The sequence below is a fragment of the Streptomyces sp. NPDC047886 genome (genome assembly GCF_043204435.1).
Taxonomy (GTDB): domain Bacteria; phylum Actinomycetota; class Actinomycetes; order Streptomycetales; family Streptomycetaceae; genus Streptomyces.
In genome coordinates, this window is the sequence record NZ_JBIDCF010000001.1 from 926,922 (window position 1) to 945,173 (window position 18,252).

The 18,252-nt window shown below is 69.7% G+C and carries 8 protein-coding genes and 1 pseudogene; 5 read left to right on the top strand and 4 right to left on the bottom strand.

The window, feature by feature from the left end; translation table 11 throughout:
• The first annotated feature begins 68 nt into the window (after positions 1–68).
• Positions 69–3,269 (top strand): beta-N-acetylglucosaminidase domain-containing protein, encoded by a 3,201-nt coding sequence (locus ACGF5U_RS04095; RefSeq protein ID WP_392712762.1) that lies wholly within the window; start codon positions 69–71, stop codon positions 3,267–3,269.
• A 165-nt stretch (positions 3,270–3,434) separates the two neighbouring features.
• Here the strand turns inward: ACGF5U_RS04095 and ACGF5U_RS04100 are convergent, their stop codons facing one another.
• Entirely contained in the window at positions 3,435–3,971 is a 537-nt protein-coding gene (locus ACGF5U_RS04100) for an HNH endonuclease (RefSeq protein ID WP_392712763.1), read from the bottom strand.
• Positions 3,972–4,207: 236 nt separating this feature from the next.
• On the opposite strand from ACGF5U_RS04100, the gene ACGF5U_RS04105 reads away from it, so the two are divergent.
• The 4 genes and pseudogenes from ACGF5U_RS04105 (at position 4,208) to ACGF5U_RS04120 (ending at position 6,958) form a co-directional block, all read left to right on the top strand.
• Positions 4,208–5,290: a mechanosensitive ion channel family protein gene (locus ACGF5U_RS04105; RefSeq protein WP_392712765.1), complete on the top strand. Its 1,083-nt coding sequence runs from the start codon at positions 4,208–4,210 to the stop codon at positions 5,288–5,290.
• Positions 5,291–5,328: 38 nt separating this feature from the next.
• The gene (locus tag ACGF5U_RS04110; RefSeq protein WP_392712767.1) at positions 5,329–5,796 is read left to right on the top strand and encodes a hypothetical protein; all 468 of its coding nucleotides are present in this window, start codon (positions 5,329–5,331) and stop codon (positions 5,794–5,796) included.
• Positions 5,793–6,146, top strand: coding sequence for a hypothetical protein (locus ACGF5U_RS04115; protein WP_392712768.1), 354 nt, complete (start codon positions 5,793–5,795; stop codon positions 6,144–6,146). Before ACGF5U_RS04110 ends, ACGF5U_RS04115 begins: the two co-directional genes overlap by 4 nt.
• Positions 6,143–6,958 (top strand): annotated as a pseudogene (locus ACGF5U_RS04120) (IS5 family transposase). Before ACGF5U_RS04115 ends, ACGF5U_RS04120 begins: the two are co-directional and overlap by 4 nt.
• A gap of 161 nt (positions 6,959–7,119) precedes the next feature.
• Here the strand turns inward: ACGF5U_RS04120 and ACGF5U_RS04125 are convergent.
• The 3 genes from ACGF5U_RS04125 to ACGF5U_RS04135 all read right to left on the bottom strand — a co-directional run bounded on the left by ACGF5U_RS04125 (position 7,120) and on the right by ACGF5U_RS04135 (position 17,942).
• Entirely contained in the window at positions 7,120–7,395 is a 276-nt protein-coding gene (locus ACGF5U_RS04125; RefSeq protein ID WP_392818317.1) for a hypothetical protein, read from the bottom strand.
• Positions 7,396–7,558: 163 nt separating this feature from the next.
• On the bottom strand, positions 7,559–14,119 hold the full coding sequence (locus tag ACGF5U_RS04130; protein WP_392712770.1) for an RHS repeat-associated core domain-containing protein: 6,561 nt from the start codon (positions 14,117–14,119) through the stop codon (positions 7,559–7,561).
• 103 nt (positions 14,120–14,222) lie between these two features.
• Positions 14,223–17,942 carry a LamG domain-containing protein gene (locus ACGF5U_RS04135; protein WP_392712772.1) on the bottom strand — a complete coding sequence of 1,240 codons (3,720 nt, stop codon included), beginning with the start codon at positions 17,940–17,942 and terminating at the stop codon, positions 14,223–14,225.
• Positions 17,943–18,252 lie beyond the last annotated feature (310 nt).

Sequence of the window (18,252 nt, forward strand, 5' to 3'; positions counted from 1 at the left end):
TCGAAACCCACCGGTACGACCACCGGCAAAGCTACCGACAGGACGACGGGGAACGAGGGGAGACGCGCGTGCAGTTCGGGCAGTTCGGCCAGTTCGCCCACTTCGGCCGGTTCGGACGCCGGAAGCGGACCGCGACGGCCGTCGCCGTCGCGGTGATCGGCGGTCTGCTCGGTGGCGCCCCCGGCGCGCTGGCAGCGCCCGGCGACGGCCCCGGCTCCCCCACGACCACGAATCCGGAGCGCGACGGCGCGCGGCCGCCCGCCGTGTGGCCGCGCCCGCAGTCGCTGCGCACGGCCGGCGCGGACGTACCGCTCGGCGACGAGGTGACGGTCGTCGCGGACGCGGGCGCGGATCCCCACGCGGTGGCCGCGCTCCAGGGCGTCCTGCGCGAGGCGGGCGTGCGGAACGTCCGTACGTCGCCCGGCGGCGACCGCGGACCCGTTGTGTTGATGGGCGGCACCGGCGCGCAGAAGGCGCTGCGCGCCCTGCGCGCTCCCGAGCGCGGGGATCTGCCCTCCGGTGGCTACCGGATCGCGACCGGCCGCGTCGACAACCGCGACACGATCGCCGTCGACGGTGTCGGCGACGACGGTCTCTTCCACGCCGTACAGACCCTGCGCCAGTTGGTGACGCGGGACCGGACGGTGCCGGGCGTCCTCGTCCGCGACTGGCCCGGCACCGCCGTGCGCGGCCTGACGGAAGGTTTCTACGGCCGCCCGTGGAGCCACGACCAGCGCCTCGCGCAGCTGGACTTCATGGGTCGCACCAAGCAGAACCGGTACCTCTACGCGCCCGGCGACGACCCGTACCGCCAGCTCCAGTGGCGCGACCCCTACCCGGCGGCGCAGCGGGCCGAGTTCCGGGAGCTGGCCGAGCGGGCCCGGCGCAACCACGTGACGCTGGGCTGGGCGATCGCACCCGCCCAGTCGATGTGCCTGGCGTCGCCCGACGACGTCAAGGCGCTCAAGCGCAAGATCGACGCCATGTACGCGCTGGGCGTACGGGCGTTCCAGATCCAGTTCCAGGACGCCGGCTACGACGAGTGGCACTGCTCCCGGGACGCGGACGCGTTCGGGGCGGGACCGCGCGGGGCCGCCAGGGCGCACGCGCGCGTGGCCAGCGAACTGGCCCGGCACCTGGCCGAGCGCCTCCCGGAGGCGGAGCCGCTGTCGCTGATGCCGACCGAGTACTACCAGGACGGGGCGACCGACTACCGCACCGCTCTGGCCGGGGAGCTGGACAGCCGCGTCCAGGTGGCGTGGACGGGCGTCGGAGTGGTGCCGCGCACCATCACCGGCCGCGAACTCGCGGGCGCCCGCGCGGCGTTCCAGCACCCGCTGGTCACCATGGACAACTATCCGGTCAACGACTTCGCGCAGGACCGTATCTTCCTCGGTCCCTACACGGGCCGGGAGCCCGCGGTCGCCGTCGGTTCCGCCGCGCTGCTCGCCAACGCCATGGAGCAGGCGTCCGCGTCCCGCATCCCCGTCTTCACGGCCGCCGACTTCGCCTGGAACCCGCGCGGCTACCGGCCCCAGGAGTCCTGGCAGGCCGCGCTGACCGACCTGGCGGGCGGCGACCCCGAGGCACGGGAGGCGCTGGCGGCACTCGCGGGCAACGACATGTCGTCGCTGCTGGACCCGGAGAACGAGTCGGCGTACCTGCGCCCGCTGCTCGCCGCCTTCTGGCGTACGCGCACGTCGGCCGGCGCGTCGGCGGCGGCCCGCGACAAGGCGGCCGCGGACCTGCGCGCGGCGTTCACCGTGATGCGCCGGGCCCCGGAGCGGCTGACGGCGCCCGCCGACGGACGGTTCGACGACGAGGTACGGCCCTGGCTGGAGGAGCTCGCCCGGTACGGGCGGGCGGGCGAGACGGCCGTCGACATGCTCCAGGCCCAGTCCCGGGGGGACGGCGCGGCGGCGTGGCAGGCGCAGCTGGACCTGAAACCGGTCCGTGCGGCGCTGAAGGAGAGCCCCGCCAAGGTCGGTCACGGCGTCCTCGACCCGTTCCTGGACCGGGCGGCGAAGGAGGCGGCCGCGTGGACGGGCGCGTCCCGCGCGGCGGGTGAGACGCACCGCACGGAGACCTCGTACACCGTGCACCTGAGACATCCGCGCCCGGTGGAGGCGGTCACCGCGATGACCGAGCCGACGCCGCCGGGCGGACCGGGCGCGGCGGGTGCCGCGCCGCCGGCCCCGGGCAGCATCGAGGTCCACGTGCCGGGCGAGGGCTGGCGTCGGCTGGGCATCACGTCCGACACCGGCTGGACGCAGACGGCCGCGCGGGGGCTGCGGGTGGACGCCGTCCGGGTCACCGGGCGGGACGGGCAGGTGCCCGCCGTCCACTCCCTGGTGCCCTGGTTCGCGGACGAGCCCCGGGTGGCGCTGGAGCTGTCCCGCACCGAGACGGACGCGGTGATCGGCGGCGCCCCGCAGCGGGTGGACGCGATCCTCTCGGCGCAGCGCCCCGGGGCCGTCCGGGACAGGCTCGTGGCCCGCGCGCCGCAGGGCATCGTGGTGAGCGTCCCGAAGGAGACGACGGTGCCGCGCGGCACCTCGGCGACCGTCCCGGTGACGATCACCGTCCCGGAGGGCACCCCGGCGGGCGTGTACCCGGTGACGGTCACGTTCGCGGACGGGGAGCGGACGCTGAACGTCCGGGCGTACCCGGCTACGGGCGGCGCCGACCTGGCCCGTACACCGGGCGCGACGGCGTCCTCGTCCGGCGACGAGACGGCCGACTTCCCGGCGTCCGCCGCGATCGACGGCGACCCGGAGACGCGCTGGTCGTCGCCCGCCGAGGACGGCGCCTGGTGGCAGCTGGAGCTGCCCGAGCCCGCCCGGGTGGGGCAGGTGGTCCTGCACTGGCAGGAGGCGTACGCGACGAAGTACCGGATCCAGGTGTCGGCGGACGGCCGCACCTGGCGCACGGCGGCCACCGTCCAGGACGGGAAGGGGGGCCGGGAGGCGATCAGGATGGACGCCCCGGGCGCCCGCTTCGTCCGGGTCCAGGGGGACGCGCGGGCGACGGAGTACGGCTACTCGTTCTTCACGGCCGAGGCCTACGCCGTGACGGAGCGGCCCCCGGCCGAGCCGCCCGCAGCCCCGGGCGCGGGGACCGGGGAGACGGGCACGGGGACGGGGACGGGAGCCGACTCCGGTCCGGGCTCCGCTTCCGGAGCCGACGCCGGCTCCGGCTCCGCCTCCGGCTCCGGAGGGGCGGGCACGGGACCGGCCACGACCGAACCGCCGCTGACGAACCGCCGCTGACGGGGCCCGGCGACCCGGGCCCGGCGCCCCAGAGCCAGGCCGACGCGCTGCCGCGTAGCCGGGGTGGCCCCCAACAGGACAGGGTCCCGGCCCACGACAGGGCCGGGACCCACGACGGCGGTCCGGCCATGACAGGGCGGGCCGGCCTATGACAGGGCCCGGGTCTCAGGCGGAGATGCCGTCGATCCGGGCCATGGCGTCGTCCGCGCCGTACGGCTGCAAGTACGGCAGCCAGCGCGGGTCCCTATGGCCGGTTCCGATGATCCGCCACGCCAGACCACTCGGCGGGGCGGGTTGCTGATGCAGCCGCCAGCCCAGCTCGCGCAGGTGCCGGTCGGCCTTGACGTGGTTGCAGCGGCGGCACGCCGCCACCACGTTGTCCCAGGCGTGCTTGCCGCCACGGCTGCGCGGAACGACGTGGTCGACGCTGGTTGCGACGCCACCGCAGTACATGCAGCGCCCGCCGTCACGGGCGAAGAGCGCCTTGCGGGTCAGTGGAACGGGCCCCCGGTAGGGGACCCGCACGAAGCGCTTGAGCCGTACGACACTGGGTGCGGCCATGACACGGGTCGCGCTGTGCAGGAAGGCGCCGGACTCCTCGAGGCATACGGCCTTGTTCTCGAGGACGAGGACGAGCGCGCGGCGGAGCGGTACGACGCCGAGGGGCTCGTACGACGCGTTGAGGACCAGGACATGCGGCACGGATGCCTCCTTGTACGCCGGCGGCGCGTGGCTCGCGCCGGGACGATCTGCTCTCAGTCTCTCCTCATGCCAGGTCGAAGCGCCACCACGTACCAGTAACGGGCTCGAAGTGTTTTCGACCACACCCTGGTCATCCCCCGGTGAGACGCGGATCTCCCTCGAACACGGCGACGAACCACCTACTCCCCTCCGTTAAATTAATGTGACCCGCTCGTGATGCCTGGAGGTTCCCCGCCGTGCTCAGGTCGGACGTACCGTCTACCGCCACCGACTCGACCCCCTCACCGGTGTCCCTCGACGAAGCCGCCAAGCAGGCCGGAGAGGCCGCGGGGTGGGTCGAGCAGAACTGGTCCACCTGGCTCAACACGAGCCTGCGGATCCTGCTGATCGTGGTGGTCGCGTTCACCCTCCGGATGCTCATCCGCCGGGCGCTGACCAAGCTCATAGACCGGATGAACCGCAGCGCCCAGTCCGTGGAGGGCACGGCGCTCGGCGGGCTGCTGGTGAACGCGGAACGGCGCCGCCAGCGCTCCGAGGCCATCGGCTCCGTGCTCCGCTCGGTGGCGTCGTTCCTGATCCTCGGCACCGCAGGGCTCATGGTCCTCGGCGCGTTCAACATCGACCTGGCTCCGCTGCTCGCCTCGGCGGGTGTGGCGGGCGTCGCGATCGGCTTCGGCGCCCGCAACCTGGTCACGGACTTCCTGTCCGGGGTGTTCATGATCCTGGAGGACCAGTACGGGGTGGGCGACTCGGTCGACGCGGGCGTCGCGTCGGGCGAGGTCATCGAGGTGGGGCTGCGCGTGACGAAGCTGCGCGGCGTCGACGGCGAGATCTGGTACGTCCGCAACGGCGAGATCAAGCGGATCGGCAACCTCAGCCAGGGCTGGGCCACGGCGGGCGTCGACGTCACGGTCCGCCCGACGGAGGACCTGGACCTGATCCGCAAGCTCATCGAGGACGTGTCGGACGAGATGGCCGCCGACGAGCCCTGGAACGAGCGCCTCTGGGGCCCCATCGAGATCCTCGGCCTCAACGAGGTACTCCTCGACTCGATGACGCTGCGCGTCTCCGCCAAGACGATGCCGGGCAAGGCGCTGGGCGTGGAACGCGAACTGCGCTGGCGGATCAAGCGCTCCTTCGACCAGGCGGGCATCCGCATCGTCGGCGGCCCCCCGGCCGCCACGGACGAGACCCCGGCGAAGGACCCGTCGGCGTCCATCGCCGCCCCGTCCGCCTACGCGTCCCCGACGTCCCCCCAGTCCCTGGCCACCAACCCGATACCGCCCCAGGCGGGCGGCCCGAGCCTGGCGAAGCACTGACGCGGGGCTACTTCCACGCTACTGTGGAAGTTATGCCGATGGCCTACGAAGATGTGCCCTTCAGCGAACTGCTACACCACCCCGCCGCGACCGCCCGGCGCCTGGAGGTGGTCCGCGGGCTGCGGCTGCGGCGCCGCGGCGCCGGGGACTTGGCCCTGATCAGCGCCGACCAACTGGAGCGGGACGCCACCGTGGTGGACTTCACCGCCCGCCTGCTGGCCGGCCTGGTGCGGACGGAGAACATCGCCGCGCTGCGCCGACTCCTGCCCGACGCGCTGCCCTGGTCGGTCTTCCTGCCGGACGAAGACGTCGAGACCATGCTGGCCGAGTTGGCGGAGACGGCCCGGGGAGCCGCCGCGCTGGAGAACCTCGCCCCCATCGCCCTGCTCCTCTCCCAGTGGCAGCACAGCGCGGAGGTCTACGCCGACCCCGCACTCCACGCCGTCCTCACCCGCGAACCCGACGGCGACCTCGGCCCCGTCCCGGCGCCGGAGGCGGACGAGTGACCCCCAAGCGCGGCGACCGGGCCGCGCCACCGCCGATCGGCGACGAGTACGATCTCCGCTTCGCCAACACCGAGGCCGCGACGGGCTGGGAGCACCTGGCCCGGCACGCCGCCGGAAACCTCCGCCGCGCCTTCGACAAGGTCCGTTCCAGCCCCCGCGCAACGGACGAGCCGGACCGCCACCACCGGCTGAAGGGCAGGCTGGGAAGCGCCACATGGAAAGGCGACACGGTGGAACGCTGGCAGTTCGAAGTCACCGGCGGCGGTCGCATCTGGTACCTGATCGACGACACCACCCGCACCGCGTGGATCACCTACGCGGGCACCGGACATCCCAAAGCCACCGAATAACCACAACGGGCGCTGAGGCCCCGACGTCTGACCTGTGGGAGCGGATCGAACCGCTGCTGCCGAAGCGGGAGAGACGGTTCAGGTACCCGGGTCGCAAGCCGGTCCCGGGCCGACAGGTGCTGTGCGGGATCCTGTTCGTCCTGCATACCGGCATCCAGTGGGAACACCTGCCCCAGGAGCTCGGCTTCGGTTCCGGCATGACGTGTTGGCGCCGGCTGCGAGACTGGAACGAGGCCGGAGTCTGGCAACAGCTGCACGAGGCGCTGCTCGCCGAGCTGAACGCCGCCGCCAGACTCGACTGGTTGAGGACAGTCGTCGACTCCAGCCACGTCCGAGCGCTAAAAAGGGGCTCAAGTCAGGCCCGTCGCTGGTCGATCGGGGACGGGCTGACTCCAAGCATTACCTGATCACCGACGGCCACGGGCACCCCGCTCGCGGTCATCCTCACCGGCGGCAACCGCAACGACGTCACCCAACTCATACCCTTGCTCGACACCATCTCACCAGTCCGGGGCAGGCCCGGACGGCCCCGCCGCAAGCCCCAGTCCGTCTTCGCCGACCGAGGCTACGACCACGACATCTACCGCGACCAGGTCCGGGCCCGCCAGATCATCCCTGCCATCGCCCGCCGCGGAACACCTCACGGCAGTGGGCTCGGAACCTACCGGTGGGTCGTCGAGCGGACCTTCGCCTGGCTCCACGGCTTCAAACGACTCCGCGTCCGCTGGGAACGACGAGCCGACATCCACGAAGCCTTCCTCGCACTGGCCTGTTGTCTGATTACCCACCGACAAGTGCTGTCTCTGACGTGATCGGCACCCGCCTCACGCCCAGATGCGGGTCCGACAGACTGATCGCATGAACCGCGACACCCTGCGCTCCATACTGGTCTGCGAGGCAGCGTCTCCGCACATGCAGCTCTCGCTGAACTGGACGCAGGCGCCGACTTCGAAGTCAATCTGGACTCAACAGCTTACAGCTCCTCACGGCGCAACTCGACAAAACCACTGAGGCGCGACACGGCAACTACTGTCGAATCCTCGACATCGCTCAAATAGACAAGAGTGGAGAAGTCTGGAAAATCAGCCTCCATCAGAAAACCTTCCTCATCTTCATAATTGCGTTCTACGCTCACCTCGCCACCAGAGGGAAGGTCGAACAAGAAGTACTCCCCGCCCCGATACGCACTCTCGCGCACCTGGAACGCTATTCCAAGCTCTCGACTTAGTCGACCCGCGACAACCTTCACTCTGAATTCCGCAACCCCGAATAGGATAAACTTTGACACTCTCAATCATCTCCGACTACTCACCCTGAAGCAAAGGAGGCGGCGGGAGGCCCTTCAGGGCTTCCCGCCGCCCTAGTGCCCATCGAACCAAAGATGGGAACATGACGCATACCACTTGACGCCACTACCGGACGACGATGCTAGGCGCTCGACCGGTGGCGCCTTCGATAGATCCGTACACCATAAAGTTAACGCGCCTATCAGCCTCATTTGACAGTGTTTTCGCCAACCCGTCGAGGCCCATCTTGCGTAGATCGGATTTTGTCAGCGGACCAGTCCGCGACCCCCGCGAACGCAATGGAATGCCTACCTGTTTGGCACGGGCCAACACCCCCTCACCCGCCAGGGCAATATCATAGTCACTATGCCTCCCGAAGGGAATCCCCTCCTTGTGACTCTTCCCCGTTACGGAACTTCCATGAAATACGGCTGTGGTACCACCATAACCGGCATCCTTCAGTCCACTTTTAAGCTTCCCACCAAAAGATGAGAACGATGCAGCATTGGGAAACCCCATCGGGATTCTTCTAGGCCCGGGCATTGGGCTTCTGTGTGCAATTACAGCGCCCATCAAGCCGGGCACTAGGTACCAGTCACCTGTAACATCGTAGCCGTTCCGGGCTGCCCACAGGTCGTATTGCGTGCCGTAGTCGCAACCTGGTGCACCTGCTCCGCCGCCTGCGCGGCAGTCGCTGTCGACAGTCCAACCAAACAGCTCAGCCGTATACGGAATGTTCCTGGCCAAACCCAACAGGAACGCGCCAAGAGGACCCGGGTCAGAGGGGCCGGACATGCTGTCTTGGAGACAGTTTCCTTCCTTCACGGAGCAAGCCGGACCGCTGCCAGACGTACCGTTCGTACCGCCGGTGCCTGGCGACGCGTTCGGATCCACGTGGTCGGCGCCGCGGATTCTGTCCGGTTGGCCGCTGCTGCCGCCGTTCCGGTTGCGGGGGCAGCCGTCGCCGGATGCTCCACACGCCAGGCCCATGCCCGACGGGTCCGAGAACGTCGCCGGGTTCTGGGCGCCGTAGGTGTAGCCGTTGAGCGTCTGGTGCTTGTCGAGCTCCATCAGCGGGTCGACGCTCAGGAAGAGGCCGATCGACGGGTCGAACTCGCGGGCGCCGATGTGGGTGAGGCCCGTGGACGTGTCGGAAGGCTTGCCGAGGAACGCCTTGTCGTCCGGCCAGGTCGTGGCCGCCGTACCGCGTGGGGCGCCGAACGGGGTCGTGTAGCGCTTGGTGACCGCCATCGTCGTGGCGTCCAGGGCCAGGCTGCTCGTTCCGTGGTGGTCGCCCGCCAGGAAGCTCAGCTTCGTGCCGGTGACGCCCGCCGTCGCGGTGCGGACCGCGATCGTCTTGCCCGCCGCGCTGTAGTAGCGGGTCCCGTTGAGGGTCTTCGTGGTGCCCTTCGTCGTGAGGCGGATCTCCGTGCTGCCGAGGTAGAGCACCGTGTCACCGTCACCGACCGCGCGGCGGATCAGGAGCTCGCCCGAAGCGTCGTAGAGGTAGCCGGTGCTGAGAGCCGGCTTCGTACCCGACGCCGGTTCCGTCGTGGAGACCAGCTTGCCCTCGGCGTCCCAGGTCAGCGTCTGCTGCCCCTGTGTGCCGGGGCGGCCCGTCGTGTTGCCCGCCTTGTCGTAGGTGTACGTCCCGGTCTTCGCGCCCTCCGTCTTGGCCAGCGGGTGCGGCTGGCCGATCGGCGTACCGTGCGTGTACGTCGTGGTCTTGTCGCCCGAGGCCGTGTGCTCGGTCTCCGTGGCCCGCTGACCGGCGCCGTTGTACGTGTAGCTCGTCCAGTACGGAGCGGCGCCGCCGATGTTGGACGTGGTGCGGCCCGTCGCCGCGCAGTCCGCGGTGCTCGGCGTCCAGGCTTCCTTCACGCGACGGTGGCCGTCATAGGCGAAGCACTGGTAGTCGGGCTTTCCCGTACCGGCCTGGTACCCGCCGTCGAAGATCGACGTCACATTGCCCGCGTCGTCCTGCGTGAACTTCAGCTCCTGCGGCATGTAGCCGTGGACGTCGTCGGTGACGTAGGAGCGGGCCAGGCGGCGCGTGCCGTCCTCGTAGTCGTACGTGAGGTACGCCTTCTTGGACGCCGTGGGGTCGGTGCCCAGGCTCATCTGCCGCAGGTCTCCCAGCGGTGAGTAGAGCGCGTCCTGGAGGTAGCCGGTGCTACCCGTGAAGGACAGCAGTTGGCTCTGGGAGCCGTACTTGTAGGAGAGCGTCTCGGCCGGGAGTCCGGCGACGGCGGGCGCGGCCTGCTGCCTGACGGTTCCATCGGCGTTGTAGGCGACGGTCGCGCTGAGCGTCTGCGGCACGCCGCCGGTGACCAGCGGGTCGTCGGCGGGGAGGGTGAGCTGCGTGGTCGTCGGCCGATAGAGCCGGTCGTACGCCGCGACCTTCTGCGTGTAGCTCTTGCTGTCGGTCTGGCCCACGCCGTTCTCGTAGCGGACGGCGGTGTCCTGCTGGCCCTTGGCGAGGACGTCGAAGGTCCACGCGGCGAGCTTCTTGGCGTCCGTCTTCGTGCCGCCGTCCCACAGGCCCGTCTTACGGCCGAGGATGTCGTACTCGGCCGTAAGGATCCTGCCCCGCGAGTCGGTGGTGGTCTCCGCCTGGTCCAGGTCGTCGTACTTGGTCGTGGAGGTTCCCTTGTCGGGATCCGTGACGTTCGTCTGCCGGCCGAAGAGGTCGTGGGTGTAGGTCCACTTCGTCCTGTCGGGGCCTTCGACCGTGCTCTGTCGGCCCGTCGGAGCGTAGGTGTACCTGGTCGTCGTGTAGTCGTCTCCGGTCGGCTGCGGTCCGCCGTACTCGCGGCGTTCCGTCGTCCGGCCGAGGGCGTCGGTGACCACGGCGGTCGCCTGGCCGCCCGGCGGTGCGGTGGACGTCACCGTGTCGCCCGTGTACCGGGTCTCCGTGGTCCAGCGCGGAACGTTGCGGACCTTGGTCTCTGTCTTGGTGGCACGGCCGGCACCGTCGTACGTGGTGTCCGTCTGCATCGGGGGCTCGCCACCATCGGTCTCCTGGAGCTGGGACGACGGGGCGTTGGCGGGGTCCCAGATGTCGGCCTGCGCCGATACGGCGAGGCCTCGGTCGTCGTACACGGTCAGCGCGATCAGCCGCCCTCCCCTGGGCGACGGGGTCTGCGTCTGACGCGGGCGCAGCAGCGGGTCGTAGATCTCGTAGGTGGTGTTGTAGCCGTTCGCCTCCGCGTTGAGCGTGCCGGTGGAGACCCAGGGCAGGTGGGAGGAGGTGACGCTGTACGTGTAGACGTAGTTCGGCAGGTGTCCGAGGGCCCTGAGCTCATCCGGCAGCCACACCTTGGTGATGCGGCCCAGGCTGTCGTACTGGCTCTCCGTGATCCTGCCGTTGGGGTCGGTGACCTTGAGGGGAACACCCGTGGCGAAGTCCAGCCGCGTGGTCGTCTTGTGCGTCTTGGCGTTCGTGACGCTCGTCGCGGTCACCGGTCCGGCCGCCGTGGGGGTGTACTGGGTGCTCGCCGTCAGCGTGCCGCGGGTGTCCCTGACGGTCAGGGGACGACCGAGGGTGTCGTACGTGGTCGTGGCGACCTTCTGCCAGACGGGCTGGTTGTCGGTGCCGTACCCCTTGGCGCGGCCGGTCCACTGCGGTTCACCGACGGTGGGTGTCTGGGCGGCCGTCCATGTGGTCGAGTCGTAGGCGGTCGCCGTGTCGGAGATGACGTCGCCCTCCCGTTCCGCGGTGGCGGGCAGGTCCAGCGTCTCGTCGGTGGTGGTACACGGTCTGGTGGTGACACGGGTCCTGGAGACCAGGTTGTTGATGCCTGCCTGGTCGTTACGGGCGTACCAGTTCCGCGTGCACTTCTCGTCGCCGGCGACGGCGATGTCGCCCTTGTCGTCGACGGTCTCGGCCATGCCGTAGTCGTCGTAGGCGGTCACCGTCGAGTGCACCCGGTCACGGGGCGGGATGTTCGTGGTGATGTTGGTCCGGGTCTGGGTTCCCCGGGTCCGTACGAAGTACGCCTCGGTGTCGGCGTACGACTTGTGCTGTGTGGCCGTGCGCTTGGACCAGGGGTCGAAGATCTGGCCGCTGGTCTCCGGGCCGGAGGCGCCGTTGTAGGTGACCGACTCCCGGATGAAGCCGGCGTACTGCTCGGAGTCCGTGACAGCCGGGGCCTTGATGCCGGTGACGGTGACGGACTTGCGGTTGACCGGGTCGAGCTTGCCGTCGGCGCCCAGGACACGGTCACCGTTCATGCCGCGCAGATAGACGGAGACGGTCTTGGACTGTGTGCGGCCGCCGGCACCGCTGCCGGTCAGGTGGGTGACCTTCTGGAAGCCACGCCAGACGGACCAGGTGCGTTCCTTCTCCTTGACCAGAGGGTCCTCGTTGTAGTGCCAGGCGCCCCCACCGGAGTAGAGGTAGGCGTGCTCGACGGCCTCCGAGCCGCTCCGGGGAGCGGTCGTCATGACGGACCGCACGGGGTACTTGTGGAACCAGTCGAGCTGGGGCTCCGGAGCCCCGTTCGGGGACCAGTAGACCGGGTAGCAGCTCTTGGTGTTCTGGTCGGGTCTCGGCTTGGTCTGCGCGGCCGTGCAGTCGGCGGCGTGGTAGTTGACGATGGTCTGGGCGCCTGTCTCCGACGTGATGGTGTAGAGACGCGGCTTGTGCAGCGGCAGGATGTCGTCCGTGGCCCCGTCGACTCGGTTGGCCAGCCACTGGTGGGTGAACGAGACCGGATCGAGCGTGAGCGGCGAGCCGTGCTTGCCCGTGTGCTGGATCCGCGACAGCCACAGGGACTGGTCAGTGGCGTCACCGGTGTCACCCGGCTCCAGGTACGCCTGGGTCAGTGCCCAGGAGTCGACGGCGCTGAAGCCCGGCGTGGCGGCGGCCGCGTTCCACGCGTACGTGTGGATCGCGGTCATGCGCTTGCGGGTGAAGAAGGTCGGCCCGGTATTGCCGGTGCACTTGGCACCCTCGTTGCAGATGGCGTCCAGGGGGACGTCCGGCCAGTTGTCCCGGGTGTCCTGGTTGAGGGACTGGCAGCCGGTGCCGGCCGCGAGGCAGCGCTCGGCGTAGTGGAAGACGACCTTGCCGGACGCGGGCGGGGCGCCGCTGAACAGTGCCCCGGCCCGCTGACCGTAGCGGATCTCGTCGAGGTAGCCGCCCCGGACGTAGGCGGTCCCGGTGTTGTCGTCGCCCAGCTTGTCGTAGTGGTTGGCCTCGGCGGTGTACCAGTAGCTCATGGCGTTGTCGTGGGTGTCCTCGACGTAGTCGAGGTTCCACCGCCATGCCTGGGTCTTGCCGCGTCCGGCGAAGGTGGTGCCGTCGGTGTAGCCGGGCTCGCCGGAGTCGTCACCGAAGACGGGAACGGTCCACACCGACCGGGTGCGGTCCCCGGTGCCGGCGCCGGCCAGCTTGTTGAGGCCGAAGACGTATTTGGTGCCGTCTCCGGTGATGACGGTCCAGTACTCGCCGTCGTTGTCGCCGTTGTCCGCGCCGGTGGAGTGGATGACGGTGGAGGCGTCGTCGTTCTTCAGCCGCCATCTGCCGGTGGTGTCGTCCTTTACCAGCTCGGTGGCCTTGCCGTTCAGCACGAGTGACGCGTTCTCGTACTTCCAGCAAAGGTCGTGCTTGCCTTCGTGACCGTCGTCGTCGCAGGAGCCGTACTTGCGCTCGATGTACGACGAGGTGATGTCGAAGCCCTCACCGATGACCGTGCCCTGGTTGTTCGTGGAGGCCGTGCGTCCGTCCACGCTCGACGAGTCGTACGAGATGCTCAGCTCGGGCTTCGGCCCCGCCGCAGGGGGCGGTACGCGCAGAGGGTACGACCAGGTGAAGTTGCCGGAGGATCCGCCCGCTTCCCAGGTGGAGGACGAGGCGAGCGGCGTGGCCTGGTAATCGCCGGACCCCGACTTGGTACCGGCGGCTACGGCGAGGACCATCATCTGGCCGCCCGCCGGAGCCGCGGCGGCCATGGACGCCACCTCGCGGGGCGCGGCAGCGGCCTGGAACGTCAGTCGAGCGTTGAGGGTCTCCTGCTCGCGGTCGTTCGTGAACTCGACGGGCGTGCGCGTACGGCACTTGGCGCTCGCCGGATCCCTGAGCGCGCAGTCCGGCAGCCGCAGCACCTGGAGGCGGCCGGCCCAGTCACCGCCGTACGCGGTGGCGAACGTGCCGTAGTCGATGGACATGGCGGCCTGGCCGCCGCCGCGCGGTCCCGTGACGGTCAGGACGACGCCTTTGACCCCGAGGGCATCGGCCTTCTTCTGGTCGAGGACGTCGACCGTCACAGAAGAGGCCGGTGTCGCGGACTTCGCCGATCTTCCGCTCTTGTCCGTCTCGGGAGGAGCCAACGTGACGGGCAGCGTCCCCGGCGCGGCCTTCGCCTTGCCCTTGGCCGGAAGCGTCAGGGTAGCGGTCCCCGCCTCGGGCCAGGTGACGGTGCCGGCGTTCTGCTGCGTTCTGGCGCGGGCGGCGTCTTCGCGCGTGGCCTCCTCGGCCTTCTTCGCGGTCGCGGCGGCCTGTCGGTTGGCCGCCTCGGTGAACGGGGTGACCTTGTCCGCCCTCGGGGCGGGCAGTGCGGGCCTGCCGAGCGGCTTGACGTCGTCCGCGTAGGTGACGGTCGAGGTCAGTAGTCCTGGCACCAGGGCGAAGCCGACGGTCGCGGCGATGGCGCGTCTGCGTCTCCAGGTTCTTGGCCGGTTCATATGAGTCTCCAATGAGGCCGCGCGGGCGGCAGGGGCTGAGCCCGTGAACGACGAGGGGTCCGGGCGGCAGCCACCACGGCTGCCGCCCGGCAAAGGGCGCCTTCTATGCGGTGCCGGTGTCTGGCAGCACCTGTGAACCGACCTGGTCGGCCGTCATCGCGCCGGTCCAGACGCGGATCTCTCCCAGCCCGCCCGGAAGGTGGTGGCCGGTTCTCCCGAGAGCCGCACCGGCGCCTGCGGAGAGGGGGCCGCTGCCCTGAATCGGTGTGGTGAACGAGTACGGGTCTCGTCTGAGTTGATCCAGCGCACCGACGTACAGGTGTGTGGCGCCGAATCCCTCACTGGTGGGCTCGGCCGCGTCGAACACCCCGGTGATCTGGACCGGCGTATCCAGATCCGCGAAGTCCTGCGAGGGGACGGATGCCGTTTCCACCACGTTCCCTGCCGGACCGGTCGCTGTACGGCCGAACTTCCAGACGTATACGTCCTCGGCCAGCTTCTCCACCCACAGCGCCCACGACGACTCCTGCCCGAGCGGGCTGTGCTGTCCGAAGACCTGACCCCGGTAGCCGACCGGTTTCGTCGCGAGCTTGGCGCTGTCCAGGCGCACCGAGGCGGTCACCGTGAACGAACCGGTCTCGTCCACCACCGGTCCTGGTGTCGACAGCGAGCCCGAGACGCCGTCCAGGACCAGTTCACCGGCCTCCGAGTCGGCGGCAGCGCCGGTGGCCGAGATGGTCATGTTCTGTGCCGGGTACGGAGTCAGCTCGGGCACCCTGCCGCTGGCGGCCCCTGCCATGTTCCAGTGCCCGACCAACTCCGTGGCGGGCAGGCTGTTCTTCGTGAGAGCGCCTTCGGCACGGATCTCTTCACCGGTGAGCGCCCGCTGCCACACGGCGACTTCATCGATGCGGCCGGAGTAGGTGTAGTTCTTCGGCTTGGAACGGCCGATGAGCATGCCCTCGGCCGACGCCAGCGGCGTGTAGGCCGGGTTGACGGCGTTCAGTACGACCGGCTTGCCCTGGGGGCGGCCGTTGACGAACAACTGGATGGTGTCGTTGGTCTTGTCGCCATCGGCCTTCGTGTCGAAGACTCCCGCGAGATGCGTCCAGACCTTGGTCGGCGGGTTGGGCGTGTCGGCGAGGGAGTCCGCGTAGACGTAGCCCTGCACGTCCGCGGTGACGCGGTTGAACGCCCACTTCTTCGTCGCACTCGAATAAAAGAGGTTGAACGCCGAGGCGTAGGTTCCCGGGGCCGAGGCCACCATGCGAATCTGTGAGGTGTCGTTCAGGTAGGCCCAGGCGGAGACGGTGAACGAGTCCCGCGTGTTCACCGGGGGTTTCTCCGTCACGGCGTACCCGGCGTTGAGGACCGGGTCGCTGACGGCGTCGCTCAGCGCCAGGGAGTGGTCACCCCCTCCGAGGCGTCCCATCGGCGACCAGTCGGCGGCCGTGCCACCGGCCCGCGGGTGCAGTGTCGCCGGGTGGCTGCCGCCCTCCTCCGCGCTGTCGGCGGCGATGGCGACGGTCGAACCGGGCGTGCCGTCATCGAAGTGCCAGCGGCCGACGGCGCCTGAAGCCGGCTTGACCTTGAAGGACACCTCCGCGGGCGTGCCGTAGCGGTTGCGGACGTCCTTGGCCTGCACGGTGAGGATCTGAGTCCCGGCAAGGGAGGGGACAGCCTCGATCGTGAGATTCGTCCCCTTCGCCGTCTCCACCGGCGGCTGGCCCTGGAGCGTCCAGCGGTAGCTGGTGATGTCGGTATCGGCAGCGTTCGGCGCGAGGGTGAACCTTCCCGGCGTCCCCGGGCTGCCGCCCGCCACGCACGAGGTCGCCGTGCACTCGGTGTAGGGGGTGCCGGTGGCGAAGGTGATGGTCGGGGCCTTCGGTGCGGTGGTGTCCAGCGTGAAGTAGCAGTACGCCGCGAACGGGGAGGACACGTACCGTGTCGTTCCGTCGTGTGTGTAGTACGACTGCGTCAACGTCTTGTAGCGGTATGTCGCCCCGTCCTGGCCCGCGGGCATGCGAACACCCGCCGATGAGCCGTCGGGGACGAAGCCCGACGCGGGATGGATGGAGGTCCAGACGGCGTTCCACCCGCCGGCACCGTCGGACTTCTCCACGGCCTTGTAGCTGCGCAGCGACCCGGTGAACTCGGTCCCCTTGGGCTGGACCTGTGTCTGTACATAAGCTTGCAGGTAGGGGTCCAGCCTGGTCACGACGGTCGGGCTCGCGGCCGTGGCGCACTGCGGCTGGACGCCCTCCCCCGGGATGACGCCCACGCCCGTCGGTACGCCCGCGTACGGCACGTAGACGACCTGCAGTACGGCGTTGTCCTTGAAGCGCTTCCACGCGGTGGGGTCGGTCTCGTCCTTCGCCGCGAGCATCAGCGTCAGCCGGGAGAACTTGCCCGCCGCGAACGAGCGGACGGTCGGAGTCAGGTTCTCGTCCGTCTCGTCGGGGTTGTCGTTGAACTCGATCCAAGAGTCGGGCTGCGAGGGCGAGCAGTTGTCGCCTCGCCCGGCGGCGACATTCCGGTCTCCGAGGTGGTCGAGCACCGTGGGGCCCGGCCAACGTGTGCTCTCGGAGATGTTGTTGGTGCGCTTGAGGTCGATCCAGTGCGGGTTGCAGTCGAACGACCAGGTCTCGTACGCGCGGAACGTGGCGTCGATGACGTACTTGCCGACCAGGTTCGTGGGCGCGAACTCGAAGTACATGCGGTTGGTGTACGGCGTGCCCGTGGTGCAGTAGTACGCGCCGGACATGCCGCAGCGGCCCACGCTGTAGTCGCCGTTGAAGGCCCAGAAGCGGTCGCCGTCCGACGAGAGCACCGTGCGCTCGGAGTGGCCGACGGAGAGCGGCGGGTCGATGTACACCGGGTAGACCGTGTCCTTGCCGCGCAGCAGCGCCTTGTCCGGCCTGACGCTCACCGTGCCGGGGCCGACCTCCACGGGCAGCATGGCCGTGGTGTCGCCCTCGCCCGGCTGGGCGCGGTCGCGGTCGCCGAGGCCAGGTTTCTCACCCGCGGTGGACACGCTCCGCAGCAACTGGGTCTGGGGGCCCGCGTCACCGGACGAGTCCCACATCACGCCCGCCGGGCCGGTGAAGACGGCGTTGCCGTCGTCGTCAAGTGCCCGCATGCCGCCGCCGGGGCCGGCCACGATGTCCAGGCGATCGCCCTTGGCCGACAGGCTGACCTTGTCCAGTGCCGGATTGGCTGCCGCTTCGGCGGACTTGACGACGAGCACCTCGCGGAAGCCTTCGGGCGTCGCGGTCAGCTGCAGGTCCACCCCCTCGTACACGTCGGGGTACGTGGCGGTCGGGCCCTCCAGGCGCGGTGCGGGAAGCGTGCCCGCCCAGCCCAGTTCGACGGCGCCCTTGGGTGAGCCGAGGCGGATCAGGTCCTCGCCGCTGCCGCCGCCGGAGAACGCCAGGTCGACCACGGCGGCCTTGGGGCCGATCGTGCCGTCCGCACGGCGCTCCAGGGTCACGTCGATGTCGCGCCACGAACCGTCCTCGGCGCGGGCGCGTTGCGGTGTCGTGAACTGGTTCAGCGTGTACGTGCCGTCCGGGTTGGCCAGCGTCTCGGTGTACTCCGAGCGCTCCGCGACCACCTCGACGGGCTCACCCGACTCCGCTGCCTGGCGCGACGCGGCGGCCGCCGTGCGGCCCCCGCGTTCCTCCACCGCCGGTCCGGTCACCGGCGCGGCGCCCGCCGGGAACGCGGACACGCCCCCTGCCAGCAGCGCCACGCTCAGCGCCAGGACGAACCCCCGCCCCCGGTAGGTCGTCGGTCTTGTCGTTCTTCGTCTGCCTTCGGGCATGACTCACCCCACCCCCAGGGGCCTCCCCAGACCCCACTTTCGAACTAGCGATCTATTGAAGATCGATGGTCGACATTACGGAGCGACACCGTGGGGGGTCAACGAGTTATCGCGGCAGTTCATGCAGCTAACAAGAACCTGACCCTCCCACAAGGCGCCATCAACCCCATCGAATCGGCACACATACGACGATGAGCCGCGCGAGCGGACCGCATAACACTTTGGTTGCCGCCACGGCGTGGCGTGCGGCGGGGTATTGACGGGGCGCTGACGTGCGCCTTACGTTCTGCGCAACCGAATAGGAAACTTT

What these genes read in the sequence shown, in the direction of transcription:
- ACGF5U_RS04110 (WP_392712767.1), top strand. Translation starts at nt 5,329, where the DNA reads ATGGCCTACGAAGATGTGCCCTTCAGCGAACTGCTACACCACCCCGCC.
- ACGF5U_RS04130 (WP_392712770.1), bottom strand. Translation starts at nt 14,119, where the DNA reads ATGAACCGGCCAAGAACCTGGAGACGCAGACGCGCCATCGCCGCGACC.
- ACGF5U_RS04135 (WP_392712772.1), bottom strand. Translation starts at nt 17,942, where the DNA reads ATGCCCGAAGGCAGACGAAGAACGACAAGACCGACGACCTACCGGGGG.